Source organism: Streptomyces sp. NPDC045022 (assembly GCF_056432605.1).
Genome location: NZ_JBWKIR010000020.1, coordinates 127725 through 153880, shown reverse-complemented (window position 1 = coordinate 153880; position 26156 = coordinate 127725). Strand labels below are relative to the sequence as shown.

The window sequence follows — 26156 nt, the reverse complement described above, 5'->3', positions numbered from 1 at the left end:
CAGCCGCTGAACGCCCACAAGGCCGGCACCATCAAGGGCCTCAGCGCCGAGGTCGGCGCCTCCGTCACCTCCGGCGCGGCCATCTGCGAGATCAAGGACTGAGCCGTACGGCATCGTGTGACGCCCGGGTGGACCCACCGAACAGGTCCGCCCGGGCGTCTCGCTTTCCTCGCCTCGCGGGGCCCTTGCAGGCCGCCCGGCCGTTCTCCGGTCGGCGGCGGGGCAGTATCCCCCGCGGCTCCGCCGCGTGGGCGCGAGGAACCACGACGGCCCCGCACCCGCGCGCCCGCGTGAGCCCTGCGGCGATGAGGCGCGTCCGGCGTCGGCTGTGCTGTTCGGACGGTGACGCGCCCCCCGCTCGGGCGCGCATGAGCCCTACGGCGGCGAGGCGCGTCCGGCGCTAGCGCCGCCGCAGGTCGGCGACGCGTCCCCGCTCAGGCCCGGTCGGCTCCCCCAGTCCCGCGGACCGCAGCGCGGAAGAACCCGGCACATGTCCCCGCCGAGGACCGGGCAGGGCCCGCTGCTGACGTGCCGCAGGCCCCTGCTCACCCCCCAGGCCGCCGTTCGCCCCGGCCACGGTGATCTGCACCCCCTGATCGGCAAGGGCCTGCAACTCGGTACCGGCACGGTCGTCGTGCGCGGCCGGTTCGTCGGTGACCAGGCGGGTGATGAGGTCCGTCGGCACGGTCTGGAACATCGTGTCCGTGCCGAGCTTGGTGTGGTCGGCGAGGACCACGACCTCCGCGGCGGCCTGCACCAGCGCCCGGTCGACGGACGCCGAGAGCATGTTGGACGTGGACAGCCCGCGCTCGGCGGTGAGCCCGCTCCCGGACAGGAAGGCCCTGGACACCCGCAGCCCCTGCAGGGACTGCTCGGCGCCGGAGCCGACGAGGGCGTAGTTGGAGCCGCGCAGGGTGCCGCCGGTCATCACGACCTCCACCCGGTTGGCGTGGGCCAGCGCCTGTGCCACCAGCAGCGAGTTGGTGACGACGGTCAGTCCGGGCACCCGCGCGAGCCGGCGGGCCAGCTCCTGCGTGGTGGTACCCGCGCCGACCACGATGGCCTCGCCCTCTTCGACGAGTCCCGCGGCGAGGTCGGCGATGGCCGTCTTCTCGGCGGTCGCGAGATGAGACTTCTGCGGAAAGCCGGACTCCCGCGTGAAACCGCCCGGCAGTACCGCACCGCCGTGCCGGCGGTCGAGGAGTCCTTCTGCCTCCAGTGCGCGCACGTCCCGCCGTACGGTCACTTCGGAGGTCTGGACGACGCGGGCGAGTTCACGGAGCGACACGGCACCGTTCGCTCGCACCATTTCGAGGATCAATTGGCGACGTTCAGCAGCGAACACGAAACTGACAGTAACCCCAGCGACCGTCTGCTTTCAGCAGTTTGCGCCGAATAACAGAAGTTGTTCGCATGGCAGGGCGGGAAGTGGTATAGGACCCATCCGCCCTGACTATGCCGTACGCACACGCGGCGACTGCGCGTGACCAGCGGGAAACCGGAGGGCCGGCGGTCAGGCCTCGGCACTCGCCTTGCGGGTGTGCAGCTGCCGGGCGACCTCCGCGATCGACCCCGAAAGGGAGGGGTACACCGTGAACGCCTTCGCGATCTGCTCGACGGTCAGATTGTTGTCGACGGCGATCGAGATGGGGTGGATGAGTTCCGAGGCGCGGGGCGCCACGACCACACCACCGACGACGATGCCCGTACCCGGCCGGCAGAAGATCTTCACGAAGCCGTCCCGGATGCCCTGCATCTTGGCACGCGGGTTGCGCAGCAGGGGCAGCTTGACGACCCGCGCGTCGATCTTGCCCCCGTCCACGTCCGCCTGTGAGTAGCCGACGGTGGCGATCTCGGGGTCGGTGAAGACGTTGGAGGAGACCGTCTTCAGGTTGAGCGGGGCCACCGCGTCGCCGAGGAAGTGGTACATGGCGATCCGCCCCTGCATGGCGGCGACGGACGCGAGGGCGAAGACACCGGTCACGTCACCGGCCGCGTAGACGCCCGGGGCGGTCGTCCTGGACACCTTGTCGGTCCAGATGTGACCCGACTCGCGCAGCTTGACGCCGGCCTCCTCCAGACCGAGGCCCGCGCTGTTCGGGATGGCGCCGACGGCCATCAGGCAGTGCGAGCCGGTGATGACGCGCCCGTCGGCCAGCGTCACCTCCACCCGGTCACCGACACGCTTGGCGGACTGCGCGCGGGAGCGGGCCATGACGTTCATGCCGCGGCGGCGGAAGACGTCCTCGAGGACGGCGGCGGCGTCCGGGTCCTCACCGGGCAGCACGCGATCGCGCGAGGACACCAGGGTCACCTTCGACCCGAGCGCCTGATAGGCGCCCGCGAACTCGGCACCGGTCACACCGGAGCCGACCACGATCAGTTCTTCCGGCAGCTCGGTGAGGTCGTAGACCTGGGTCCAGTTGAGGATGCGCTCGCCGTCGGGCTGGGCGTCGGGCAGCTCGCGCGGGTGACCGCCGGTGGCGATGAGGACGGCGTCGGCGGTGAGGGTCTCCTCGTTGCCGTCGGCGGCGGTGACGACGACCTTGCGGGAGCCGTCGAGGGCCTGCATGCCGTCCAGCCGGCCCCGGCCACGCATGACCCGGGCACCGGCCCGGGTGACGGACGCGGTGATGTCGTGGGACTGGGCGAGCGCGAGCCGCTTCACCCGCCGGTTGACCTTGCCCAGGTCGACGCCGACCACCCGGGCGGCCTGCTCCAGGGGCGGGGTGTCGTCGGCGACGATGATTCCCAGCTCCTCGTACGAGGAGTCGAAGGTGGTCATCACCTCGGCCGTAGCGATAAGGGTCTTCGACGGCACGCAGTCGGTCAGCACCGACGCTCCGCCCAGACCGTCGCAGTCGACGACGGTCACCTCCGCGCCGAGCTGGGCGGCCACCAGGGCCGCCTCGTATCCGCCGGGTCCGCCACCGATGATCACGATCCGAGTCACGTACTCCATTGTCCCGCACGCTTCAAGGTGCTACTGCCCGGGGGGCGCACCGAAGGTCGCCGTGGGGCAGGAGTGACCCGCCTTCCGCTGCCGTACCCTCTCCCCATGTCGCTCTATGCCGCGTACGCCGGCAACCTCGACGCGCGGCTGATGTCCCGCCGCGCCCCGCACTCGCCGCTGCGCGCCACCGGCTGGCTGAACGGCTGGCGGCTGACCTTCGGCGGGGAGCAGCTGGGCTGGGAGGGCGCGCTGGCGACGATCGTGGAGGATCCGCTGGCGCAGGTCTTCGTCGGCCTGTACGACCTCGCTCCCATGGACGAGGAGTCACTCGACCGGTGGGAGGGCGTGGGCCTCGGCATCTACCGGCGCGTACGCCTGCGGGTGCACACCCTGGACGGCGAGGAGTCCGCCTGGGCGTACGTCCTCGACGGGTACGAGGGCGGGCTGCCCTCGGCCCGGTACCTGGGGGAGATCGCGGACGCGGCGGAGTCCGCGGGGGCGCCCCACGACTATGTGATGGAACTCCGCAAGCGCCCCTGCTGAGCCCCTGCGGCGTTCCCGCGGCTTTTCCACCGCTTTCCTTCGCCTTGCCCCTGCGTTGTGGAAAACGACAAGACAACGATCCCAATCCCGTGGGCTCTGTCATCTACGCGCGTAGGCGTAGACCGGCTACCCTCGTCGGCGTGAACGCATCTCTTCTTCCGGACGACATCCAGCGCGATCCCTACGCCGCCGCCGACGCCGCCGCCGCGCGCCTGCGCGAACTCACCGGCGCCGAGACCCACGACGTCGCCCTGGTGATGGGCTCCGGCTGGGCTCCGGCCGTCGACGCACTGGGCGCACCCGACGCCGAGTTCCAGGTCACCGAACTGCCCGGCTTCCCGGCGCCGGCCGTCGAGGGCCACGGCGGCAAGGTCCGCTCATACTCCTTCGGTGACAAGCGGGCCCTGGTCTTCCTGGGCCGCACGCACTACTACGAGGGCCGTGGCGTCGCCGCCGTCGCGCACGGGGTTCGCACCGCCGTCGCCGCCGGCTGCAAGACCATGGTCCTCACCAACGGCTGCGGCGGCCTGCGCGAGGGCATGCGCCCGGGTCAGCCGGTGCTGATCAGCGACCACATCAACCTGACGGCGACCTCCCCCATCGTCGGCGCCAACTTCGTCGACCTGACGGACCTGTACTCGCCCCGCCTGCGCGCCCTGTGCAAGGACATCGACCCCTCCCTCGAGGAGGGCGTCTACGCGCAGTTCCCCGGTCCGCACTACGAGACCCCGGCCGAGATCCGCATGGCCCGCGTCATCGGCGCGGACCTGGTCGGCATGTCCACGGTGCTCGAGGCGATCGCCGCGCGCGAGGCCGGCGCCGAGGTGCTGGGCATCTCACTGGTCACCAACCTGGCCGCGGGCATGACCGGCGAACCCCTCAACCACGAGGAGGTCCTCCAGGCGGGCCGCGACTCGGCAGCCCGCATGGGCCAGCTCCTGACCCAGGTACTGGGCCGGATCTGAGCGGACACGGTACTCGCGTCGCGTCGACCCCGAACGCGACGCGGTACGGCGCCCGCCGCCGATCCGGTCACGACCCAGCCACCGACACCGACCCGGACACGGCCCGGTACGGCCACCGCCGCCCAACTGAGCGCGGATGGTGCGGCCACCGGCACGGATCGGAACGCGGCACGCTACGGCCACCGGCACGGATCGGAACGCGGCACGGCCACCGACGCCCAGCCGGACGCGGCACGCCAGGGCCACCGACGCCCAGCTGAGCGCGGACGGTGCGGCCACCTTTGAGTGGGACGCGGTGCGGCGGCCGGTGGTGAGCCGGGCGAGATGCTGCGGCCGGCAGACAGCCGGGCGGAGCACTGCGGCCGGCAGTCAGCCGGGCGCGGCGCCACGGTCGGCAGTGAGCCGGACGGAGCATCACGACCAGCGGTGAACCGGGGCGGGACGCTGCGGCCGGCAGACAGCCCGGCCGAGCACTGCGGCCGGCAGCCAGCCGGGCGCTGCGCTGCGCCCGCCTTGAACGGGCGGCCCTACGGTCGGCAGTGAGCCGGGCGGAGCATCACGACCAGCGGTGAACCGGGGCGGGACGCTGCGGCCGGCAGACAGCCCGGCCGAGCACTGCGGCCGGCAGCCAGCCGGGCGCGGCGCCACGGTCGGCAGTGAGCCGGACGCGGAGCCTGCGGCCGCCTTGAGCGGGACGCGGCCTGCGGTCGGCAGTGAGCCGGGCGGAGCATCACGACCAGCGGTGAACCGGGGCGGGACGCTGCGGCCGGCAGACAGCCCGGCCGAGCACTGCGGCCGGCAGCCAGCCGGGCGCGGCGCCACGGTCGGCAGTGAGCCGGACGCGGAGCCTGCGGCCGCCTTGAGCGGGACGCGGCCTGCGGTCGGCAGTGAGCCGGACGGAGCATCACGACCGGCGGTCAGCCGGGCGCGGATGCTGCGGCCGGCGGTAAGCCGGGCGGAGCGCTGCGACCCGTGGTGAACGGGAAGCGGCGCTGCGGTCGGTGGTGAACGGGAAGCGGCGCTGCGGCCAGTGGTGAACGGGAAGCGGCGCTGCGGTCGCGGCCGGCGAGGCCCGGGCGCGGATACTGCCGACGGTGGCGCGAGCCCGCTCGTGCGCGTTCCAGCCGACCGAGTCGGGTGGGCGGGTGGGCAAAGACGGGGGTCTGGGGGCGGAGCCCCCAGTGGGACCAGGCAAACACAGGAGAGGTTGATCCCAAGGTGCACGACGATCTCATCGCCCGGGCCAACGCATGGCTCACCGAGGACCCCGACACGGAGACCCGTGACGAACTCGCCAAGCTGCTCGGCGCCGGGGACGTTACCGAACTGTCGGCCCGCTTCTCCGGCACCCTCCAGTTCGGCACCGCCGGCCTGCGAGGCGAACTCGGCGCCGGCCCCATGCGCATGAACCGCAGCGTCGTCATCCGCGCCGCCGCCGGTCTCGCCGCGTATCTGAAGAAGAACGGCCACACCGGCGGTCTCGTCGTCATCGGCTACGACGCCCGCCACAAGTCCGCCGACTTCGCCCGGGACACCGCCGCCGTGATGACCGGCGCCGGCCTGCGCGCGGCCGTACTCCCGCGTCCCCTCCCCACCCCCGTCCTGGCCTTCGCCATAAGGCACCTCGGCGCGGTCGCGGGTGTGGAGGTCACCGCCAGCCACAACCCGCCCCGGGACAACGGCTACAAGGTGTACCTCGGCGACGGTTCCCAGATCGTCCCGCCGGCCGACGCGGAGATCGCCGCCGAGATCGAAGCGATCGCCTCCCTGAACGACGTACCCCGCCCGGAGTCCGGCTGGGAGACCCTGGACGACGCGGTCCTGGACGCCTATCTGGCCCGTACGGACAAGGTGCTGGCCGCCGGCTCCCCGCGCACCGCCCGCACCGTCTACACGGCGATGCACGGCGTCGGCAAGGACGTCCTGCTCGCCGCGTTCGCCCGCGCCGGCTTCCCCGAGCCGGTGCTGGTGGCCGAGCAGGCCGACCCGGACCCGGACTTCCCGACGGTCGCCTTCCCCAACCCGGAGGAGCCGGGCGCGATGGACCTGGCGTTCGCCCGGGCCCGCGCGACCGGCCCGGACCTGGTCATCGCCAACGACCCCGACGCCGACCGCTGCGCCGTGGCCGTCCAGGACGGCGGCGACTGGCGCATGCTGCGCGGCGACGAGGTCGGCGCCCTGCTCGCCGCCCACCTGGTACGAAGCGGGGCACGCGGCACGTTCGCCGAGTCGATCGTCTCCTCCTCCCTGCTCGGCCGGATCGCCGAGCAGGCGGGCCTGCCGTACGAGGAGACCCTGACCGGCTTCAAGTGGATCGCCCGCGTGGACGGCCTGCGCTACGGCTACGAGGAGGCCCTCGGCTACTGCGTGGACCCGGAGGGCGTGCGCGACAAGGACGGCATCACGGCCGCGCTGCTGATCACCGAGCTGGCGTCCGTACTCAAGGAGGAGGGCCGTACGCTGCTCGACCTCCTCGACGACCTGGCCGTCGAACACGGCCTGCACGCCACCGACCAGCTGTCGGTCCGCGTCCAGGACCTCTCGCTCATCGCCGCCGCGATGCGCCGCCTGCGCGAGCAGCCGCCGACCGAGCTGGCCGGGCTGCCCATCGTCCGGGCCGAGGACCTCACGCGGGGCACGGACAGGCTGCCGCCCACCGACGGCCTGCGCTACACCCTCGACGGCGCCCGGGTCATCGTGCGCCCGAGCGGCACCGAGCCCAAGCTCAAGTGCTACCTGGAGGTCGTCGTACCGGTCGCGGCCCACGCCGGCCTCCCGGCCGCCCGTGCCCGCGCCACCGAGCTGCTGGCCGCGGTCAAGCGCGACCTGTCGACAGCCGCCGGCATCTGAGCCCCGCCGCATCTGGGCCCCGCCGGGGGTACCCCGCCCGCGGGCACCCCGGCGGGTGGCTCAGGGGGCGGCACTCCCAGCCCCCCACCACCAGACCCGCTCAAAGGCCGGGCGGGCACGGTCAGAGGGGGTCAGGGCAGGAACGGCGGGGCGGTGGCCCAGGCAAACCGCCCCCCGGACCGCTTCAGCCCACCACCAGCAGAATCACCAACAGGATCGCCCCCGCCACCGCCGGCGCCGCCACCTCGTACGCCCAGCGGACCGTCGTCTCGCCCTGGGCGGCCTCCGCCTCCCCGCGCCGCTCCAGCAGGCCGCGCAGGTCGTCCATGACCTGGTCGGTCTCCGCCCGGGTCGGCCCGGTCTCCGCGCCGCGCAGGCTGAATCCGCCGAGGCCGAGGCCGCTCGGCCCGAGCGCGCCCACCCGTCCGCCCGGCGTCACGCCCCGGGCCGCGTCCGCCGCCGCCCGCTGCTGCCGGCGTGCCGCCTTCTTGCGGGCCCGCAGCGAGACGGGGACGGCCCACAGCTGGTACTTGGTGCCGGACCTGGCGACGACCTCGTTGGAGTAGCTGGAGCGCAGGCCTGCGACGTCGCCCCAGGGCAGGGTGATCACACGGAAGGGGTTGCGGACGCGCAGCCGGTCCTCGTTCGCGAAGACCGCGGGGCGGACCGTGAAGGCGACCAGCAGCGGGACGACCAGGATCATCCCGGCGAGCGCCAGCCACGGGGCCCGGCCGTGGCCCTTGAACAGCGCGTCGAAGCCCAGCCAGCAGACGACCGCGAGCAGCAGCACGCCGCCCACGAGCCCCATGGGCGAGCGGTAGATCCGGTCCTTGGCGGCGGGCACCGGAGGCTGTGGAGCGGGTGACTGGCGGTCCGGGGTGGTCATGGCCCCGATTCTGCACGACACCGTCGGCGATGCCCCCACGCGCCCCGGGACCGGCGCTCATCCGTGATCTCCGGGCGGGCGATGAGCACCCCGGGGGTGTACAGCCGCTACGCGCGTAGATATGCTCGTCTGGTGACCATGCCCACCTCTGCACCCACAGCACCCTCCCCCACTGCTGAACGCGTGGGTGGTAGCCCCATCGCCGACGTCACCGCGTCCGACAGCACGCTCCGCCGCTTCCTGCACGGGCTGCCCGGCGTCGACGCGGTCGGCCTGGAGGCGCGCGCCGCGTCTCTCGGCACCCGTTCCATCAAGACCACCGCGAAGGCGTACGCCATCGACCTCGCCATCTCGATGGTCGACCTGACGACGCTGGAAGGCGCGGACACCCCGGGCAAGGTCCGGGCGCTCGGCGCCAAGGCGGTCCACCCCGACCCCACGGACCGTACGACCCCGGCCACGGCCGCGGTCTGCGTCTATCCCGACATGGTGGCCGTGGCCAAGGAGGCCGTCGCCGGCTCCGGCGTGAAGGTCGCCTCGGTCGCCACCGCCTTCCCGGCCGGCCGCGCAGCCCTCGACGTGAAGCTGGCCGACGTCCGCGACGCCGTCGCCGCGGGTGCCGACGAGATCGACATGGTCATCGACCGCGGCGCGTTCCTCGCCGGCAAGTACCTGAAGGTGTACGACGAGATCATCGCCGTGAAGGAGGCCTGCGGGACGAGCGCCCGGCTGAAGGTCATCTTCGAGACCGGCGAGCTGTCGACGTACGACAACATCCGCCGCGCCTCCTGGCTCGGCATGCTGGCGGGCGCCGACTTCATCAAGACCTCCACCGGCAAGGTCGCCGTCAACGCGACCCCCGCCAACACCCTGCTGATGCTGGAGGCGGTGCGCGACTTCCGTGCCCAGACCGGCGTCCAGGTCGGCGTGAAGCCCGCCGGTGGCATTCGTACCAGCAAGGACGCCATCAAGTTCCTCGTCCTGGTCAACGAGACCGCCGGCGCCGACTGGCTGGACAACCACTGGTTCCGCTTCGGCGCCTCCTCGCTCCTGAACGATCTGCTGATGCAGCGCCAGAAGCTGGCCACCGGCCGCTACTCCGGCCCCGACTACGTGACGGTGGACTGATCATCATGGCTTCCGTATTCGAGTACGCACCGGCGCCCGAGTCCCGCTCGGTCGTCGACATCGCCCCGTCCTACGGTCTGTTCGTCGACGGCGAGTTCGTGGAGGCGGCCGACGGCAAGGTCTTCAAGACGGTCAGCCCGTCGACCGAGGAGGTCCTCTCCGAGGTCGCGCAGGCCGGCGCCGAAGACGTCGACCGGGCCGTCAAGGCCGCCCGCAAGGCCTTCGAGAAGTGGTCGGCGCTGCCCGGTTCCGAGCGCGCCAAGTACCTGTTCCGCATCGCCCGGATCATCCAGGAGCGCAGCCGCGAGCTGGCCGTCCTGGAGACGCTGGACAACGGCAAGCCGATCAAGGAGACCCGCGACGCGGACCTCCCGCTGGTCGCCGCGCACTTCTTCTACTACGCGGGCTGGGCCGACAAGCTGGACCACGCCGGTTTCGGCCCCTCGCCGAAGCCGCTGGGCGTCGCGGGCCAGGTCATCCCCTGGAACTTCCCGCTCCTGATGCTGGCGTGGAAGATCGCCCCGGCGCTGGCGACCGGCAACACGGTCGTCCTGAAGCCCGCCGAGACCACCCCGCTGTCGGCGCTGTTCTTCGCGGACATCTGCCGCCAGGCCGGCCTGCCCAAGGGTGTCGTCAACATCCTTCCGGGCTACGGCGACACGGGCGCCGCGCTGGTCGCGCACCCGGACGTGAACAAGGTCGCCTTCACCGGCTCCACCGCCGTCGGCAAGGAGATCGCCCGCACCGTCGCCGGCACGAGGAAGAAGCTCACCCTCGAACTGGGTGGCAAGGGCGCCAACATCGTCTTCGACGACGCCCCGATCGACCAGGCCGTCGAGGGCATCGTGACCGGCATCTTCTTCAACCAGGGCCAGGTCTGCTGCGCGGGCTCCCGCCTCCTCGTCCAGGAGTCGATCCAGGACGAGCTGCTGGACTCCCTGAAGCGCCGCCTGTCGACCCTGCGCCTCGGCGACCCGCTGGACAAGAACACCGACATCGGCGCGATCAACTCCGCCGAGCAGCTCTCCCGCATCACCTCCCTCGTCGAGCAGGGCGAGGCGGAGGGTGCCGAGCGCTGGTCCCCGTCCTGCGAACTCCCCTCCGCCGGCTACTGGTTCGCCCCGACGCTCTTCACGAACGTCACCCAGGCGCACACCATCGCCCGCGACGAGATCTTCGGCCCGGTGCTGTCCGTCCTCACCTTCCGCACACCGGACGAGGCGGTCGCCAAGGCGAACAACACGCAGTACGGCCTGTCTGCCGGCATCTGGACCGAGAAGGGCTCGCGGATCCTGGCCGTCGCGAACAAGCTGCGGGCCGGTGTCGTCTGGTCCAACACGTTCAACAAGTTCGACCCGACCTCGCCGTTCGGCGGCTACAAGGAGTCGGGCTTCGGCCGCGAGGGCGGCCGCCACGGCCTGGAGGCGTACCTCGATGTCTGACCGCACCAACGAACGTCTCAGCGTCTTCAAGACCTACAAGCTGTACGTCGGCGGGAAGTTCCCGCGTTCCGAGAGCGGCCGGGTGTACGAGGTGACCGACTCGAAGGGCAACTGGCTGGCCAACGCTCCGCAGTCCTCCCGCAAGGACGCCCGTGACGCGGTCGTGGCCGCGCGCAAGGCGTTCGGCGGCTGGTCCGGCGCGACGGCCTACAACCGCGGCCAGGTCCTCTACCGCGTGGCGGAGATGCTGGAGGGCCGCCGCGAGCAGTTCGTGCGCGAAGTGGCCGACGCGGAGGGCCTGTCCAAGTCCAAGGCGGCGGCGGTCGTGGACGCCACCATCGACCGCTGGGTCTGGTACGCGGGCTGGACCGACAAGATCGCCCAGGTGATCGGCGGTGCCAATCCGGTCGCGGGCCCGTATTTCAACCTCTCCTCCCCCGAGCCGACCGGCGTGGTCGCCGTGGTGGCCCCGCAGGAGTCGTCCTTCCTGGGCCTCGTCTCGGTCGTGGCGCCGGTGATCGCCACCGGCAGCACCGCGGTCGTGATCGCCTCCGAGAAGGCCCCGCTGCCCGCCCTGTCCCTGGGCGAGGTGCTGGCCACCTCCGACGTGCCGGGCGGTGTGGTGAACGTCCTGTCCGGCCGTACGGCGGAGATCGCGGCGCCGCTGGCCGCGCACCAGGACGTCAACGCGATCGACCTCGCGGGCGCCGACGAGGTGCTGGCCAAGGAGCTGGAGATCGCGGCGGCGGACAACCTGAAGCGTGTCCTGCGTCCACAGCCTGTGGATTACTTCGAGACGCCGGGCATCGACCGGATGACGGCGTTCCTGGAGACCAAGACGGTCTGGCACCCGACGGGGTCGCTGGGCGCCTCCGGTTCGTCGTACTGACGGCGGCCTCGAAAGACCGGAGAGCCGCGCCTCCCCTCCGTCCGGGGGAGGCGCGGCTCCTCGCTGTGCGCACAGATGGGCGGGTCAGTGCAGCGAACCGATCGCCGGGCCGACCACCGGCACCGCGCCGAGCGAGGGGGCCTGCGCCACCGGCGCCGTCACCATCCGGGAGGTCAGCGGCCGGAAGTCGGCGAGCTGGGTGCCGACGCTGTTGTCGAGGGGGTCGACGCCGGTGCCCGCGAGCGGATTCGGCTTGAGTCCGGCGACCGGCCCGGTCACGTGGCCCACGGTGCCCGTCACGGCCCGCAGGCCCGACTGCGGGTCGACGTTGCCGTGTTCCAGGGGCCGGTACGTCATGCCCAGGGCCGGGACCGAGTCGGCGGACGCCGTCGCCGCCCCCGCCCCCAGGGCCGCTCCGGCGGTCGCGAGGGCGATCAGGGCGCGCTGCGCGGTGGGGTGCTGGGAAGAGGTGTGTCGGGCCATCGGGGGTGCCGCCTTCTGGTGCGCAGGGTAATGAGGTCGACACACAGGGTAGTTGAGGTGTGGGTCACGCTCAAAAGACGACCCGCGGGGTCGGCAGGTGGCCCCCCATGCGTCAAACTGGTGTTCCGTGAGCATTCATCTCCGGTCCCCCGCCCGTGTCGTGCTGCTGTGCGGCCCCTCGGGCTCGGGCAAGTCCCTCGTCGCCGCCCGTTCCGGGCTCCCGGTCCTGCGCCTGGACGACTTCTACAAGGAGGGCGACGACCCGACCCTGCCCCTGGTGGAGGGCAGTTCGGACATCGACTGGGACCACCCGGAGTCGTGGGACGCGGACGTCGCGATCGAGGCCATCGCCCGGCTCTGCGCCACGGGGTCGACGCCGGTGCCGGTGTACGACCTCGGGCTGAGCGCCCGTACCGGCGAGGAGACGCTGAGCATCGGCCGTACCCCGCTGTTCATCGCGGAGGGGATCTTCGCCGCGGAGATCGTCGAGCGCTGCCGGGAACGGGGCGTGCTCGCGGACGCGCTGTGCCTGACCCGTGGTCCGGCCACCACCTTCCGGCGCCGCTTCCTGCGGGATCTGAAGGAGGGCCGCAAGTCGGTGCCGTTCCTGCTGCGTCGTGGCTGGCGGCTGATGCGCGCGGAGCGGTCGATCGTCGCCCGCCAGGTGTCCCTGGGCGCGCATCCGTGCGACCGCGACGAGGCGCTGGGCCGGCTGGCGGCAGCGGCGGCGGGCCGGCAGACGCGGCGGCAGACGGTGGCGTGAGCACCGTACGGAACGCGAAACGGGACTGGTCGGACCCCCCGGCCCACCAGTCCCGCTCCTCTGTGCTCCCCCGTGGGACCCACCCCCCAGTGGTCCCCCGTTCCCCCGTCCCCCCAGGGTCACCCCCCAGTGACCCTCGACCTCAGGCGACCAGCTCGCCGAAGGCGTCCTCCTCGTCACGGCCGAAGCTGAGGACCTCGTCCTCGCGCAGCCGGCGGAGCGACCGCCAGATGCTGGACTTCACCGTGCCGACACTGATGCCGAGTATCTCGGCGATCTCCGGGTCCGTGCGGCCCTCGTAGTAGCGCAGGACCAGCATGGTGCGCTGGAGTTCGGGCAGCCGGGCCAGCGCCTGCCACAGGACCGCGCGCAGCTCGGTGCCGCGCATCGCGTCCGTCTCGCCGGGCGTCTCCGGCAGTTCCTCGGTCGGGTACTCGTTGAGCTTGCGGCGCCGCCAGGCGCTGATGTGCAGGTTGGTCATGGTGCGGCGGAGGTATCCGCCGACCGCCGCCTTGTCGGTGATCCGGTCCCACGCCTTGTACGTCGAGAACAGCGCGCTCTGCAGCAGGTCCTCGGCCTCGAAACGGTCGCCGGTCAGGTGGTAGGCGGTGGCGTACAGGGAGGCGCGGCGCTCCTGGACGTAGGCGGTGAACTCCGCCTCCGTCAGCGAACGACGCTCCCCCGAGTCCTCCCCGTACGCGGATCCCCCGTGCGTTTCCCCCGTGCCGGCGTCCACCACCGTCATGTAGGGCTGATGCCCTTGCTGCGCGGCCGCGGTGCGCTGACGCCCGGTGCCGCGAGCGCAACCCCGCCCGCTCAGCACACCGGACTTCTCCGAACCCCGGTGCCCGTCGTGCAGACGCGTGACCACTGCGCTGGTGCTGATGCTGTGCAGCGTGTTCATCTCGCGCTCCCCGTGGTGGACTTGGTGATTCGGTCTTGCCGCGGGCTGGTCCGGCTCGCCGCCGTGCCCGTGTCCAGAAGACTGCCGGGGCCAGTTCATCGCCGTGTCCGCCGACTGTCACAGACCTGTCACAGGGGCCCGGCACCCTGCTGTCACAGACGGCACACAGGTAGTGGCGGTATGCGGGGATCGGTCCCACAGGTCGTCCGCCACCCCCTCCATGGGCCAGAATGAGCCCCGTGCCTTCCCTGTTGCTGATCGAGGACGACGACGCCATCCGTACGGCCCTGGAGCTCTCCCTGACGCGCCAGGGACACCGGGTGGCCACCGCTGCCAGCGGCGAGGACGGTCTGAAGCTGCTGCGCGAGCAGCGGCCGGACCTCATCGTGCTGGATGTGATGCTGCCCGGCATCGACGGATTCGAGGTGTGCCGGCGCATCCGGCGCACCGACCAGCTGCCGATCATCCTGCTGACCGCCCGCAATGACGACATCGACGTGGTCGTCGGGCTGGAGTCGGGGGCGGACGACTACGTCGTCAAGCCCGTGCAGGGCCGGGTGCTGGACGCCCGGATCCGGGCGGTGCTGCGGCGCGGGGAGCGCGAGTCCACCGACTCGGCGACCTTCGGCAGCCTGGTCATCGACCGGTCGGCGATGACCGTGACCAAGAACGGCGAGGACCTGCAGCTGACGCCGACCGAGCTGCGGCTGCTGCTGGAGCTGAGCCGGCGGCCCGGTCAGGCGCTGTCCCGGCAGCAGTTGCTGCGGCTGGTGTGGGAGCACGACTACCTGGGCGACTCGCGCCTGGTGGACGCGTGTGTGCAGCGGCTGCGCGCCAAGGTGGAGGACGTGCCCTCCTCCCCGACCCTGATCCGTACCGTCCGTGGTGTCGGCTACCGCCTGGACGTTCCTCAGTGACCGAAACGCGTGGGGGGCCGCGCGGCTGGGCCGCGGGGCGCGAGGGAAGGCTGTCGGGGCTGCGGTTCACCAGCCTCCGGCTGCGACTGGTCGTGGTGTTCGCTCTGGTCGCGCTCACCGCCGCGGTGTCGGCGTCGGGCATTGCCTACTGGCTGAACCGGGAGGCGGTGCTCACCCGCGCCCAGGACGCGGTGCTGCGCGACTTCCGGCAGGAGATGCAGAACCGGGCCGGGGCGCTGCCGGAGCACCCCACACAGGACACGCTGCAGCGTGCCGCGGGCCAGATGGCCGCCGACAGCCAGCACTTCAGCGTGCTGCTGGTCGGCCAGGACACGAGCGGCAAGACGGTGTACGGCAACTCCGGCGGCATCAACGGCTTCTCGCTGGAGGACGTGCCCGAGTCGCTGCGCGCGGCCGTGGACAAGCGGCAGAAGGTGAGCGACTCCAACAAGGAGCCGTACCACCTGTACTGGCAGCGGGTCACGGACCACGGCACGCCGTATCTCGTGGCCGGTACGCGGGTGATCGGCGGCGGTCCGACGGGCTACATGGCGAAGTCCCTGGAACCCGAGGCCAAGGACCTCAACTCGCTGGCCTGGTCGCTGGGCATCGCCACCGCACTCGCGCTGATCGGTGCCGCGCTGCTCGCGCAGGCCGCCGCCACGACCGTACTGAAGCCGGTGCACCGGCTCGGGGTGGCCGCCCGGCGCCTGGGTGAGGGCAGGCTGGACACGCGGCTGCGGGTGTCCGGCACGGACGAACTCGCCGATCTGTCACGGACGTTCAACAACGCGGCCGAGGCGCTGGAGCAGCGGGTCGCGGAGATGGCCGCGCGGGACGACGCCTCGCGCCGGTTCGTGGCCGACATGTCGCACGAGCTGCGGACGCCGCTGACCGCCATCACCGCCGTGACGGAGGTCCTGGAGGAGGAGCTGGAGTCCGAGGCGGGGGGCATCGACCCCATGATCGAGCCCGCCGTACGGCTCGTCGTCAGCGAGACCCGGCGGCTGAACAACCTGGTCGAGAACCTGATGGAGGTCACCCGCTTCGACGCGGGCACCGCCCGGCTGGTCCTGGACGACGTCGACGTCGCCGACCAGATCACCGCCTGCATCGACGCCCGCGCCTGGCTGGACGCGGTCGAACTGGACGCCGCACGCGGCATCCACGCCAGCCTGGACCCGCGCCGGCTGGACGTCATCCTCGCCAACCTCATCGGCAACGCGCTCAAGCACGGCGGATCGCCGGTGCGGGTGTCGGTGCGCGAGGCGGAGGACGAGATGGTGATCCAGGTCCGCGACCACGGCCCCGGCATCCCCGAGGACGTCCTGCCGCACGTCTTCGACCGCTTCTACAAGGCGAGCGCCTCCCGGCCGCGCTCCGAGGGCAGCGGTCTCGGCCTGTCCATCGCCCTGGAGAACGCCCACATCCACGGCGGCGAGATCACCGCCGCCAACTCCCCTGACGGCGGCGCGGTGTTCACCCTGCGACTGCCCCGGGACGCCTCACGGCTGACCGAGGATCCGGACGCGGACCGGCCCGACGACAGGGCCGACTCGGCCGGCAAGGCCAACAGGAACGACGGTTCGAGAAAGGAGGGGTCATGACCGTACGGCGTCTGCTGGCGCTGCCCCTCCTGGGCGCGCTGCTCACCGGCTGCGGCATCCGGGCCACGGAGGTGCCGACCGACTTCGGGGCGGCGCCGTCCCGGGTGGCGTGCTCGCTGGCCGGGCCCGACGTGGCCACGCAGTCCTCGCACGGGGTGCCCGCGCAGGTCTTCCTGCTGTGCGGGGCGTCCCTGGTGACCGTCGACCGGACCGTGCGCGTCCCGGACGGCACCCCGGACGCCCGGCGCCGGGTGATCGTGGCCCAGGGGCTGCTGGACCAGCTCGCCGCTTCCCCGTCGGCCCCGGAGAAGGCGGCCGGCTACACGACGTACGTGCCGGGCGGCCTGAGCGTGTCCGGGCCCGGTCCGAAGGACCCCGAGGACACCCTGCGGCTGAGCAGCGCCCCGAGCCGCCTCAGCTCCTACGCCCTCGCGCAGCTGGTGTGCACCCTGTCCGACTCCGCCGCCACCGAGGGCGACGGCTCGGTCATCCTGGGCGGCCCGGGCACCGCCCCCCTGCGCCGGTACGACTGCACCGACGGCCTCCGCAACCGGCCGGGCACCGCCGAGCCTCCGTCGACCGAGGTCACGGACCGGTAGACGCGGGCGTGGGCAGCCGGGCCGCCGGGGCGGGGCGGCACGGGTGGCGCGGCGCGGGTGGCGCGGCGGCACCCCGTCGGCGCCGGCGAGCGACCCACCGCCGACCCGCCTCGCCCAGCGCCGGCACCCGGCACCCGGCACCCGGCACCCGGCACCCGGCACCCGGCACCCGGCACCCGGCACCCGGACAGGAAACCCCGGTGCGGAACCGATCGTGCCCGGCGCTGCGTCTTGGGGGGCGTGCAGCGTCAAGGCTCCATCGGCGGCAGCGCCGCGATCCGCATCCGTGTGACGGGGGGTGTCCTCCTCGTCGCCCACCTCGCCGTCGTCGCCTGGCTGATGCTGCGGCCCCTGGACGTGCCCTGGGTCATGCCCCCCAATGTGCGCCCCCTGGCCGGCATCCGGGCCGATCTGGCGCTGGGCTGGCCGGCGGCCGTCAGACCCCTCGGCGAGGGGCTGGGGCTGCTCGCCCCGCTGGGTGTGCTGCTGCCGATGGCGCACGGCAGGCTGACCGTCTCGACGCTCGCCTCGCTGATCCGTACGGCGGCCGCGTGCGCCCTGATCTCCCTCGGCATCGCCCTGCTGCAGACCGGTGTTCCGGGCAGGGTCGTGGACATCGACTCGCTGCTGCTGAACACCTTCGGCGCGCTCGTGGCCCACCTCGCGGTCGTCCCGGCCGGTCGTGCCCGGCTGCGACGCCGGGAGTCGTACGAGCACGTCGAGGCGGGGCCGGTCACCGTGCACGAGGAGCTGTCTCAGGGGCGTACCCCGACGATTCCCAGGGTCGGGATCGCACCGTAGAGCGATGCTTCGTCCCCTTCGTCTCCCTACTGTGGAAGACAGCTGGGGACGCCACTCGGGCGGCCCCGACCACCGGCCCGGAAGCGGGCCGAGACTTCGGAGGAGCCCTCATGACCGCCCTCGCCCGCCCCACCCACGGCCGCATGATCGGCGGAGTGTGCGCCGCGCTGGCACGGCGCTTCGGCACCTCCGCGACGACGATGCGGGTGATCTTCCTGCTGTCCTGCCTGCTGCCCGGACCGCAGTTCCTGCTCTACATAGCGTTGTGGATCCTGCTGCCCTCGGAGGACAAGGCCCGCACCGCCTGGTGAGTCCCGCGCACGCGAACGCCGCCGGGGCGCCCCCGGACGGACCGGGGCGCCCCGACGGCGTCTCGCGGAAGCCGGCCTCAGCCGACGCGGCTTCACACCGGAACCGGCCTCAGCCGACCGGGACCCCGTTCACCGGCAGGCCATGGGTAGGCAGACCCTTGGTCGGCAGCCCGCCCAGCAGGCCCGCGACCGGCTTGGTCGGACCCTCGGCGACGACGCTCTTCGCGACCGGCTGCGCGGCGGCGAGCCCCTTCCCGACGGCCGGCATCGCGGCGGCGACACCCCGTTCGGCCACCGGCTTGACCTGCTTCGGCGCCCCGCTGTCGGGCAGCGCCTGGATGATCTGGGCGGGGGGCAGCGTCTTGGTGACGGTGTCCAGGGTCTGCGCGGAGTCCGGGACGGCCGGGGCCGCGCCGGCCACGCCGGCACCGGCGGCAACGAAGGCGGCACCGAGGGCGGCGACACCGAGGGTCTTGGCAGCAGACTGCTTCATGGTGAATGCGTCCTTGAATGCGGAGACGGAGATCACAAACGATCCGAGCGGTCCATGACCGTAAACATGCCGGGCCGCCCGCCGCAAACACCGAAATGCGGACGCCTGGTGAACGCACGTCCGCATTCCCCGCCGAGGGTCGTCCGGCGACTAACTTCCCGAACCGCCAGAACCGCTGGTAGAGGCCGTCTGCTGGAACAGCCATTCGGATTTCAGCTCGGCATACCCGGGCTTGATGACGTCATTGATCATCGCGAGTCTTTCATCGAAAGGAATGAACGCTGATTTCATCGCATTGACGGAGAACCACTGCAGGTCGTCGAGCGTGTAACCGAATGCCTCGACGAGGTGCTCGAATTCCCGGCTCATGGTGGTGTGCGACATCAGCCGGTTGTCGGTGTTCACGGTGGCGCGGAAGTGCAGCCGGCGCAGCAGCCCGATGGGGTGCTCGGCGTAGGAGGACGCGGCCCCCGTCTGCAGGTTGGAGCTGGGGCACAGCTCCAGCGGGATCCGCTTGTCCCGGACGTACGAGGCCAGCCGGCCGAGCTTCACCGAGCCGTCCGCGCGGACCTCGATGTCGTCGATGATCCGCACGCCGTGGCCGAGCCGGTCGGCGCCGCACCACTGCAGCGCCTGCCAGATGGACGGCAGCCCGAAGGCCTCGCCGGCGTGGATGGTGAAGTGGTTGTTCTCGCGCTTGAGGTACTCGAAGGCGTCGAGGTGCCGGGTGGGCGGGTAGCCGGCCTCGGCGCCGGCGATGTCGAAGCCGACCACGCCACAGTCCCGGTAGCGGTTGGCGAGTTCGGCGATCTCCAGGGAGCGGGCCGCGTGCCGCATGGCGGTCAGCAGGGCGCCGATCCGGATCCGGCGGCCGTTCTCCCGGGCGAGCCGCTCGCCCTGCCGGAACCCCTCGTTGACGGCCTCGACCACCTGTTCCAGGGTCAGCCCCTGGGCGAGGTGCTGCTCGGGTGCGTACCGCACCTCGGCATAGACGACCCCGTCCGCGGCGAGATCCTCGGCGCACTCCCGGGCGACCCGGATCAGGGCCTCGCGGTTCTGCATCACGCCGACGGTGTGGCTGAAGGTCTCCAGATACCGTTCCAGCGAGCCGGAATCGGCGGCCTCGCGGAACCAGATGCCCAGCTTCTCCGGGTCACTCTCGGGCAGTTCCGAGTAACTGGTGTCCCGGGCGAGTTCGACGACGGTGCCCGGACGGAGCCCGCCGTCGAGATGATCGTGCAGCAGAACCTTGGGCGCCCGGCGGATCTGGTCCGGCGTCGGAACATGCGCCGGCACGGTCGCCGGGGCGGCCCCGGTCGGTGCAGTCTGGCTCGTCATCTCCGCACTCTAACGCCTACGCGCGTAGAGCGCCCGGTGTACGCGTCGGCTCTTTCCCGGCACTTTTCCGTCGATACGCAACGGTGACCGCCCACACGGGTTTCGTACACCCCGCCTTCTGCCACTGTTCTGTCATGGGACAGCAAGCGACGCCGGTCCGAACGGCCAGGCTCGGAAAGGCAGTCGGCCCGGAGCCGACGGCGATCAGCGGAGCGGTGCTGCTGCTCCCCGGCGGGGAGGAGGTCTCCGCCCGCAGGCCGTCCCCCGTATGGGCGGCGGCCTTCGTCCGCTCCCTGAGCCGCCGCATCGCCCGCGCGGGCCGCGAGGAAGGGCTGGCCGTCCACCCCGTGCAGTACCGCTACCGGGGCTGGAACGGCAGCGAGGCGCATCTCGCGGCGGACGCGGAATGGGCCGCGGACGAGGTCGTACGACGGTACGGGGACGTCCCCGTGTGCCTGGTCGGCGTGGACATGGGCGGGCGGGCGGCGCTGCGCGCGGGCGGGCACGAGGCCGTGAACTCCGTGGTCGCGCTCGCTCCCTGGCTGCCGGAGGAGGACGTCGCCGCTCCCGCCGAGCCGGTGAAACAGCTGGTGGGGCGCCGGGTGCTGATCGTGCACGGCACGAACGACGAACGGACCGATCCCGAGCTGTCGTTCCGGTTCGCCGCGCGGGCGAAGAAGGTGAACCGGGAGGTGTGCCGTTTCGAGGTGCACTCCGACGGTCATGGGCTGCACGGTCACCGCGACGAAGTGCTCTGTCTCTCCATGGACTTCGTGATGGGGGCGTTGTTCGGCCGCCCTGTCTCCCGGCCGGTGGAGGACGCGCTCGCCGCGCCGCCGCCGATCGGACTCCGGATGCCGTTGGCCGCGGGGTTCGGCAAGTCGTTGAGGCGGTAGGGCCCGGGGCCGCGGCGGGAGTTCGAGGGCAGGCCCTAGGCGGGCAGCAGACTGCCCCTTCTCGAGAGCAGGAACTTCTTGAAGGCCGCCACCGGGGGTGTGTCCGGCCGGTCGGCAAGCCAGGCGACGCCGATCTCGCGGGCCGCTCTCGGGGCCGTGACCGTCAGTTCCACGACTCCCGGCCTGGGGACCGTAGGGGGCGGCAGGAGGGCGACGCCCAGCCCCGCGGCCACCAGGCCCCGCAGCGTCTCCGCCTCCTCGCCCTCGAAGGCGATCCTCGGGCGGAAACCCGCCTGGCGGCACAGGTCGTCCGTGATCCGCCGGAGGCCGTAGCCCGGCTCCAGGGTGACGAAGGTTTCGTCGCAGGCCTCGGACAGGCGGATACGGCGGCGGGCGGCCAGCCGATGGTCGGCGGGGACGACCAGGCGGAGTTTCTGTTCGTCCAGGCGACGGGCGACCAGGTCGGGGGCGTCGGGCACCGGCGAGGTCAGGCACAGGTCCAGCTCGCCCGCCCGCAGCCCCTCCAGCATCGCCTCGCCGTAGTTCTGCACCAGGCTGAAGCGGACGCGCGGATGGTCGGCGCGGAAGGCGTGCAACAGGCCCGGTACGGTCTCCGCGCCCATGGTGTGCAGGAAACCGAACGCGACCTTGCCGGTGGCCGGGTCGGCGTCCGCGCGGACCTCCTCGGCGGCGCGCTCGATATCGGCGAGGGCGCGCTCGACGGAGGCCAGGAAGGTACGGCCGGCGGTGGTCAGGGAGACCGTGCGACCGTGCCGGGCGAACAGGTCCACCCCCAGGTCCTGCTCCAGCCGGGCCATCGCACGCGACAGGGTGGACTGCGGGACGTTCATCTCCTGGGCGGCCCGGGTGACGTGCTCGGTACGGGCCACGCCGGCGAAGTAGGCGAGACGGGGCGCGAGCAGCCTCGACATCTCACTCATGTCTTCTGTGTCACCGGACGGTGACAGCCGCTCCTGTGACCTCTGCTGATGCACCATGGGAACGATTATGACGATTCCATGCATTGGACGGATGAGAGGGACCGTCCCTACGGTCGAAGCATGTCTCCCGCAAGTACCGGGGCGTCCACCACCATGGACGCCGTCGCGCCCGTCCCCTCCTCCGACTCCGTGTCCGACTCCCGTATGACCCCGGGCGGCCCCGGCTACCGCCGGATGAGCCTCGCCCTCTTCCTCGCCGGAGTCGCGACCTTCGCACTCCTGTACTCCACGCAGGCCCTGCTGCCGTTGATCTCCGGCGAGTTCGGGGTCGCGGCGAGCGAGGCGAGCTGGACCGTGGCGGCCGCGACCGGCGGTCTGGCCCTGTTCGTCCTGCCCATGAGCGCCCTGTCGGAGCGCTTCGGGCGCCGTACGGTGATGACGGCCTCGCTGGCCGTCGCGGTGACGGTCGGGATGCTGGTGCCCTTCGCGCCGTCGATCGGCGCGCTGGTGGTGCTGCGGGCGGTGCAGGGCGCGGCGCTCGCCGGTCTGCCGGCCTCGGCGGCGGCATACCTGGCCGAGGAGGTCCGGCCCAAGGCGCTGGTCACGGCGATCGGCCTGTTCGTCGCGGGCAACAGCGTCGGCGGCATGAGCGGCCGGGTGATCACCGGCTGGGTGGCACAGGAGTGGGGCTGGCGCGTCTCGGTCGGCGTGATCGGCGCGATCGCGCTCGCGTGCGCGATGGCGTTCCGGCTGCTGCTGCCGGTCCCGAAGCACTTCCAGGCGGGTTCGTTGCGCCCGGGTGTGCTGCTCGGCACGGTCCGCGACCACCTCTCCGACCCGCTGCTGCGCCGCCTGTACGCGATCGGCGCCCTGTTCATGACGGTGTTCGGCGGCGTGTACACGGTGATCGGCTACCGCCTGACCGAGCAGCCGTTCGGGCTGCCGCAGGGCATCGTGGGCTCGATCTTCCTCGTGTACCTGGTGGGTACGGTGTCGGCGTCCACGGCGGGCCGTCTGGTGGGCCGCCTCGGCCGCCGGGGCGCGCTCTATCTGGCGGGCGGTACGACGGCGGCGGGCCTGCTCCTCTCGGTGGCCGGCTCGCTCCCCCTGGTGCTGCTGGGTCTGGTGCTGATCACGGCGGGTTTCTTCGCCGGGCACGCGGTCGCCTCCTCGGCGGTCGGCAAGACGGCCACGCACGGCCGCGCCCAGGCGTCGGCGCTCTACCAGTCCGCGTACTACATCGGTTCCAGCGCCGGCAGCACGGTCGGCGCGACCGCGTTCCGCGCCCACGGCTGGGCCGGCACGGTCGCGGTCGGTCTCCTCGCGGTCCTCGGCGTCGTGGCGATCACGGTCCTCGGTTCGCGGGCGGCCCGGGTGGCGGCCCGCCGGGAACCGGTCGCGGCGCACTGAGGCCGCGCGTTTCCCCCACACCTGTTCAGGTCCGGAAGCCAAGTGGTCTGAGCTGGGCTTTTTCGCGCTCGGGGGGCCATTGTCAGTGGGCTGCGGTAGCTTCCCAAGTGCTGGGGCGCGACGGCGCGCTGCAGATAAGGCCACAGGGGTGGGTGGACGATGGGCAACAGCACGGCGACGCCGGACCTCGACGTCGCACTGGAGAAGCACCGGACCGAGCTGACCGGGTACTGCTACCGGATGCTCGGTTCCTCCTTCGAGGCCGAGGACGCGGTGCAGGACACCCTGGTGCGGGCCTGGCGCAGTTACGAGAAGTTCGAGGGCCGTTCCTCCCTGCGCTCCTGGCTGTACCGGATCGCGACGAACGTGTGCCTGGACATGCTGACGGCGGGCAGCAAACGGGCCCGCCCGATGGACCTGACCGAGTCCACGCCGCTCGCCCAGGCGGCGCTCGCCCCCCGCCCGGACAACACGTGGCTCGAGCCGGTGCCGGACGCGCGCGTGCTGCCGGCGGTGGACGATCCGGCGGAAGCGGCGGTCGCCAAGGAGTCGATCCGGCTGGCCTTCATGGCGGCCCTCCAGCAGCTGCCGCCCAAGCAGCGGGCGGTACTCATCCTGCGCGAGGTGCTGGCCTGGAAGGCGAGCGAGGTCGCCGAGCTGCTGGGCACCACGGTCGCCTCGGTCAACAGCGCGCTGCAGCGGGCCCGGGCCACCCTCGCCGAGCGCGAGGCCGCGGGCGACGCGGGCGCGGTGTCCGACCCGCTGGACGAGGAGCAGCAAAAGCTCCTGGAGCGATACCTCAAGGCGTTCGAGGGCTACGACATGACGGCCCTGACGGCGTTGCTCCACGAGGACGCCATCATGACGATGCCGCCGTTCGACCTGTGGCTGCGCGGCCCGGCCGACATCACCGGTTTCATGACCACCCTCGGCGCCTCCTGCGCCGGCTCCCGCCTGCTGCCGGTCCAGGCCAACGGCCTGCCGGGCTTCGCGCACTACAAGCCGGACGAGGAGAAGGGCGGTTTCAGCCCCTGGGCGGTGCAGGTCCTGGAGATCTCAGACGGCCGGATCACCGGTTTCCACTGCTTCCTCGACACCCAGCGCTGGTTCCCCCTCTTCGGCCTGCCCCTCCACCTGGAGGCGGAGCCCGACGAGGTCGAGGAGGGCGTGTAGCGCGGGATCGGGGTCCCGCAGCCGGATCCGCCCGCCGGCCCGGCGGGCGGCCAGCTCCAGCCGGGCCAGCGCATCCACGACCGCGAGCCCCGGGGGCCCGAGCCCGCCCACGTCACACACGACGACTCCGGCCCCGGTGCCCTCCAGCAGCGCCCGCACCTCGGCACAGAACCCCGGAACCCGGTCACGGCTGACGGGGCCGGGCAGCACGAGCACGGCGGGGGTCTTGGCATCCACGCGCGGTAGACCGGCGAGAGGTGCGGAACTCATCGCGGGCGTGTGAGCACGGGCTCTCCCGACCCGTCGAAGATCACATTGACCAGTTCCTCTCCTCCCCCCAGGGTTGGCCCTGTGGCGGGGGTGCTGAGCGGGTTCGCGGTGATCGCGGTCGTCATCGGGGTGGGCTATGTGCTCGGGCGGCGCGAGACGCTCGGCGAGCAGGGCCGTGAGGTGCTGACGCGGCTCGCCTTCACCGTGGCCGGTCCCGCACTCCTCTTCACGACCCTCGCCAGGGCCGACCTCTCGGTCCTCTTCTCCGGCCGCCTGCTGGTGACGGCTCTGAGCACGGCGGCGGTCGCCGGGGTCTTCGTGACGGTCGGCGCGCTTCGGCGGTGGGGCGTGGGCCGTACGACGATCGGCGCCCTGTGCTCCGGTTACGTCAACTCGGGCAACCTCGGTATCCCGATCGCCGCGTATGTGCTGGGCGACGCGTCGCTGGTGGCGCCGGTGCTGCTGTTCCAGGTCGTCCTGGTCACTCCCGTCGCCCTCACGGTCCTGGACCTGTCCGGCATGGGCGAGAAGGGCACGGTGTGGCGGCGCCTGCTGACCCCGCTGCGGAACCCGATAGCCGTGGGCTCCCTGTCCGGGGTCGTGGTGTCGGCGGCGGGCTGGAAGGTGCCCGGCCCGGTCATGGACCCGCTCACGCTGATCGGCAACATGTCCGTCCCGGCGGCCCTGCTGGTCTTCGGCATGTCCGTGCACGGCAGCGCGGCCCCCGGCCGGGGACGGGACCGGCAGCTGGTCCTGCTGTCGGTCGCACTGAAGTCACTGGCCCAGCCGCTGGTCGCCTGGGCCCTGGCCACTACCGTCTTCGGCCTGCACGGCGCCCCCCTGCTGGACGTGGTGGTGACCTCAGCCCTCCCGGCCGCGCAGAACCTCTTCACCTACGCCAGCCGCTACCGGGTGGCCGAGTCCCTGGCCCGCGAGTCGGTCCTGCTGTCCACCGTGGTGTCGGTGCCGGTGCTGGTGGGGGTGGCGGCGGTGCTGGGCTGACGCCGGGTCAGTCGACGGGGAACTCGCCGGTGTCGATCGTGACGCCGAACGGCTCCGGCAGCTTGATCGGATCGCCGAACTTCACCGCGCTGAGGACCCGGTGGACCTCGCCCTTCGGCTCTCCGTACAGCGTCGCGGTGGGGCCTCCGGGAGCCCACCGGTCGATGAGGAGGTAGAGCGGGATGCCTGCGGTCGCGTAGGCCGCGGGCTTGCCGACGCGGTCGTGCCGCGCGTTGGACCTGGAGGTCACCTCGACGACGAGCTCGGCGAGGGCGGCGGGGATGTGGGACTCCGTCTCCGTGCATTCCCGCACCGGAGCCACCAGCAGGTCCGGGATGAGCATGCCCAGCCGTGACGGCACGGCGATGGCCTGGGTCTGGAAGATCCCCCAGTCCTCGGGGACCACGGAGTAGTGGCGACGCTGGATACGTTCCGCGATCACGTTGCGGCGGGACGCGGGAGCAGGTGACACGGTGATGACCCCCTCGATGATCTCCACCTTGCTGCCCTCGGGCCGTTCCGTCTCCTCCCAGAACCGGACGAGGTCGTCCCAGTTCTGGTCGGGGGGGCGGTCCCCTATCGCTGCGTCACC

The 26156-nt window shown here is 72.2% G+C and carries 26 protein-coding genes; 16 read left to right on the top strand and 10 right to left on the bottom strand.

From position 1 onward, the window contains the following. Window positions 1-400 precede the first annotated feature (400 nt). Window positions 401-1345: a DeoR/GlpR family DNA-binding transcription regulator gene (locus tag AC07C1_RS29700; RefSeq protein WP_478943926.1), complete on the bottom strand. Its 945-nt coding sequence runs from the start codon at window positions 1343-1345 to the stop codon at window positions 401-403. Window positions 1346-1513: 168 nt separating this feature from the next. Continuing rightward, complete coding sequence (locus AC07C1_RS29695; protein ID WP_478943924.1) at window positions 1514-2962, bottom strand: NAD(P)H-quinone dehydrogenase; 1449 nt, start codon at window positions 2960-2962, stop codon at window positions 1514-1516. Between the two features lie 96 nt (window positions 2963-3058). Here AC07C1_RS29695 and AC07C1_RS29690 point away from each other — a divergent pair, with 96 nt between their 5' ends. The 3 genes from AC07C1_RS29690 (at window position 3059) to AC07C1_RS29680 (ending at window position 7311) form a co-directional block, all read left to right on the top strand. After that, window positions 3059-3496 carry a gamma-glutamylcyclotransferase family protein gene (locus AC07C1_RS29690; protein WP_478943922.1) on the top strand — a complete coding sequence of 146 codons (438 nt, stop codon included), beginning with the start codon at window positions 3059-3061 and terminating at the stop codon, window positions 3494-3496. Window positions 3497-3636: 140 nt separating this feature from the next. Continuing rightward, on the top strand, window positions 3637-4461 hold the full coding sequence (locus AC07C1_RS29685) for a purine-nucleoside phosphorylase (protein WP_478943920.1): 825 nt from the start codon (window positions 3637-3639) through the stop codon (window positions 4459-4461). Between the two features lie 1218 nt (window positions 4462-5679). Then, window positions 5680-7311, top strand: a complete 1632-nt coding sequence (locus AC07C1_RS29680) for a phospho-sugar mutase (protein WP_478943919.1) — start codon at window positions 5680-5682, stop codon at window positions 7309-7311. A gap of 184 nt (window positions 7312-7495) precedes the next feature. Here the strand turns inward: AC07C1_RS29680 and AC07C1_RS29675 are convergent, their stop codons facing one another. Next, entirely contained in the window at window positions 7496-8197 is a 702-nt protein-coding gene (locus AC07C1_RS29675) for a PH domain-containing protein (protein WP_478943917.1), read from the bottom strand. Between the two features lie 138 nt (window positions 8198-8335). On the opposite strand from AC07C1_RS29675, the gene deoC reads away from it, so the two are divergent. The 3 genes from deoC to AC07C1_RS29660 are packed head-to-tail and all read left to right on the top strand — an operon-like array spanning window position 8336 to window position 11656. Further along, entirely contained in the window at window positions 8336-9325 is a 990-nt protein-coding gene (gene deoC, locus AC07C1_RS29670) for a deoxyribose-phosphate aldolase (RefSeq protein WP_478943940.1), read from the top strand. A gap of 5 nt (window positions 9326-9330) precedes the next feature. Then, window positions 9331-10767, top strand: a complete 1437-nt coding sequence (locus AC07C1_RS29665) for an aldehyde dehydrogenase family protein (RefSeq protein ID WP_478943916.1) — start codon at window positions 9331-9333, stop codon at window positions 10765-10767. Beyond that, entirely contained in the window at window positions 10760-11656 is an 897-nt protein-coding gene (locus AC07C1_RS29660) for an aldehyde dehydrogenase family protein (RefSeq protein WP_478943914.1), read from the top strand. Before AC07C1_RS29665 ends, AC07C1_RS29660 begins: the two co-directional genes overlap by 8 nt. 84 nt (window positions 11657-11740) lie before the next feature. On the opposite strand, the gene AC07C1_RS29655 is transcribed toward AC07C1_RS29660, so the two are convergent. Beyond that, on the bottom strand, window positions 11741-12139 hold the full coding sequence (locus AC07C1_RS29655; RefSeq protein ID WP_478943912.1) for a hypothetical protein: 399 nt from the start codon (window positions 12137-12139) through the stop codon (window positions 11741-11743). 160 nt (window positions 12140-12299) lie between these two features. Here AC07C1_RS29655 and AC07C1_RS29650 point away from each other — a divergent pair, with 160 nt between their 5' ends. Continuing rightward, window positions 12300-12902, top strand: a complete 603-nt coding sequence (locus AC07C1_RS29650) for a uridine kinase family protein (RefSeq protein ID WP_478943938.1) — start codon at window positions 12300-12302, stop codon at window positions 12900-12902. A gap of 142 nt (window positions 12903-13044) precedes the next feature. Here AC07C1_RS29650 and AC07C1_RS29645 read toward each other — a convergent pair whose 3' ends face one another. Beyond that, the gene (locus AC07C1_RS29645; RefSeq protein WP_478943910.1) at window positions 13045-13806 is read right to left on the bottom strand and encodes a SigE family RNA polymerase sigma factor; all 762 of its coding nucleotides are present in this window, start codon (window positions 13804-13806) and stop codon (window positions 13045-13047) included. 239 nt (window positions 13807-14045) lie between these two features. Between AC07C1_RS29645 and afsQ1 the strand changes: the two genes are divergently transcribed. The 5 genes from afsQ1 to AC07C1_RS29620 all read left to right on the top strand — a co-directional run bounded on the left by afsQ1 (window position 14046) and on the right by AC07C1_RS29620 (window position 18041). After that, entirely contained in the window at window positions 14046-14723 is a 678-nt protein-coding gene (gene afsQ1 / locus AC07C1_RS29640; protein ID WP_478943908.1) for a two-component system response regulator AfsQ1, read from the top strand. After that, complete coding sequence (locus AC07C1_RS29635; protein WP_478943906.1) at window positions 14720-16330, top strand: ATP-binding protein; 1611 nt, start codon at window positions 14720-14722, stop codon at window positions 16328-16330. The genes afsQ1 and AC07C1_RS29635 overlap by 4 nt, the downstream gene beginning before the upstream one ends. Continuing rightward, the gene (locus AC07C1_RS29630) at window positions 16327-16929 is read left to right on the top strand and encodes a hypothetical protein (RefSeq protein ID WP_478943904.1); all 603 of its coding nucleotides are present in this window, start codon (window positions 16327-16329) and stop codon (window positions 16927-16929) included. Before AC07C1_RS29635 ends, AC07C1_RS29630 begins: the two co-directional genes overlap by 4 nt. Before the next feature lie 240 nt (window positions 16930-17169). Beyond that, the gene (locus tag AC07C1_RS29625) at window positions 17170-17730 is read left to right on the top strand and encodes a VanZ family protein (protein WP_478943902.1); all 561 of its coding nucleotides are present in this window, start codon (window positions 17170-17172) and stop codon (window positions 17728-17730) included. Between the two features lie 110 nt (window positions 17731-17840). Further along, window positions 17841-18041 carry a PspC domain-containing protein gene (locus AC07C1_RS29620; RefSeq protein WP_073888954.1) on the top strand — a complete coding sequence of 67 codons (201 nt, stop codon included), beginning with the start codon at window positions 17841-17843 and terminating at the stop codon, window positions 18039-18041. Window positions 18042-18150: 109 nt separating this feature from the next. Here the strand turns inward: AC07C1_RS29620 and AC07C1_RS29615 are convergent, their stop codons facing one another. Both AC07C1_RS29615 and AC07C1_RS29610 read right to left on the bottom strand, forming a co-directional pair. After that, window positions 18151-18534 carry an ATP-binding protein gene (locus AC07C1_RS29615; RefSeq protein WP_478943900.1) on the bottom strand — a complete coding sequence of 128 codons (384 nt, stop codon included), beginning with the start codon at window positions 18532-18534 and terminating at the stop codon, window positions 18151-18153. A gap of 150 nt (window positions 18535-18684) precedes the next feature. After that, window positions 18685-19872 carry an adenosine deaminase gene (locus tag AC07C1_RS29610; RefSeq protein ID WP_478943898.1) on the bottom strand — a complete coding sequence of 396 codons (1188 nt, stop codon included), beginning with the start codon at window positions 19870-19872 and terminating at the stop codon, window positions 18685-18687. 134 nt (window positions 19873-20006) lie between these two features. Here AC07C1_RS29610 and AC07C1_RS29605 point away from each other — a divergent pair, with 134 nt between their 5' ends. Further along, window positions 20007-20768: a dienelactone hydrolase family protein gene (locus AC07C1_RS29605; protein WP_478943897.1), complete on the top strand. Its 762-nt coding sequence runs from the start codon at window positions 20007-20009 to the stop codon at window positions 20766-20768. A gap of 35 nt (window positions 20769-20803) precedes the next feature. Here the strand turns inward: AC07C1_RS29605 and AC07C1_RS29600 are convergent, their stop codons facing one another. After that, window positions 20804-21766, bottom strand: a complete 963-nt coding sequence (locus AC07C1_RS29600; protein ID WP_478943895.1) for a LysR family transcriptional regulator — start codon at window positions 21764-21766, stop codon at window positions 20804-20806. Window positions 21767-21829: 63 nt separating this feature from the next. Here AC07C1_RS29600 and AC07C1_RS29595 point away from each other — a divergent pair, with 63 nt between their 5' ends. After that, on the top strand, window positions 21830-23119 hold the full coding sequence (locus AC07C1_RS29595; RefSeq protein WP_478943893.1) for an MFS transporter: 1290 nt from the start codon (window positions 21830-21832) through the stop codon (window positions 23117-23119). A 159-nt stretch (window positions 23120-23278) separates the two neighbouring features. Then, on the top strand, window positions 23279-24292 hold the full coding sequence (locus tag AC07C1_RS29590) for a sigma-70 family RNA polymerase sigma factor (protein ID WP_478943891.1): 1014 nt from the start codon (window positions 23279-23281) through the stop codon (window positions 24290-24292). Here AC07C1_RS29590 and AC07C1_RS29585 read toward each other — a convergent pair. After that, window positions 24176-24562, bottom strand: a complete 387-nt coding sequence (locus AC07C1_RS29585) for an STAS domain-containing protein (RefSeq protein WP_478943889.1) — start codon at window positions 24560-24562, stop codon at window positions 24176-24178. The two genes, AC07C1_RS29590 and AC07C1_RS29585, sit on opposite strands and share 117 nt — an antisense overlap. Before the next feature lie 81 nt (window positions 24563-24643). On the opposite strand from AC07C1_RS29585, the gene AC07C1_RS29580 reads away from it, so the two are divergent. Next, the gene (locus tag AC07C1_RS29580; RefSeq protein ID WP_478943887.1) at window positions 24644-25564 is read left to right on the top strand and encodes an AEC family transporter; all 921 of its coding nucleotides are present in this window, start codon (window positions 24644-24646) and stop codon (window positions 25562-25564) included. Window positions 25565-25571: 7 nt separating this feature from the next. Here AC07C1_RS29580 and AC07C1_RS29575 read toward each other — a convergent pair whose 3' ends face one another. Next, window positions 25572-26144, bottom strand: coding sequence for a Uma2 family endonuclease (locus tag AC07C1_RS29575; protein ID WP_478943936.1), 573 nt, complete (start codon window positions 26142-26144; stop codon window positions 25572-25574). Window positions 26145-26156: the final 12 nt, after the last annotated feature.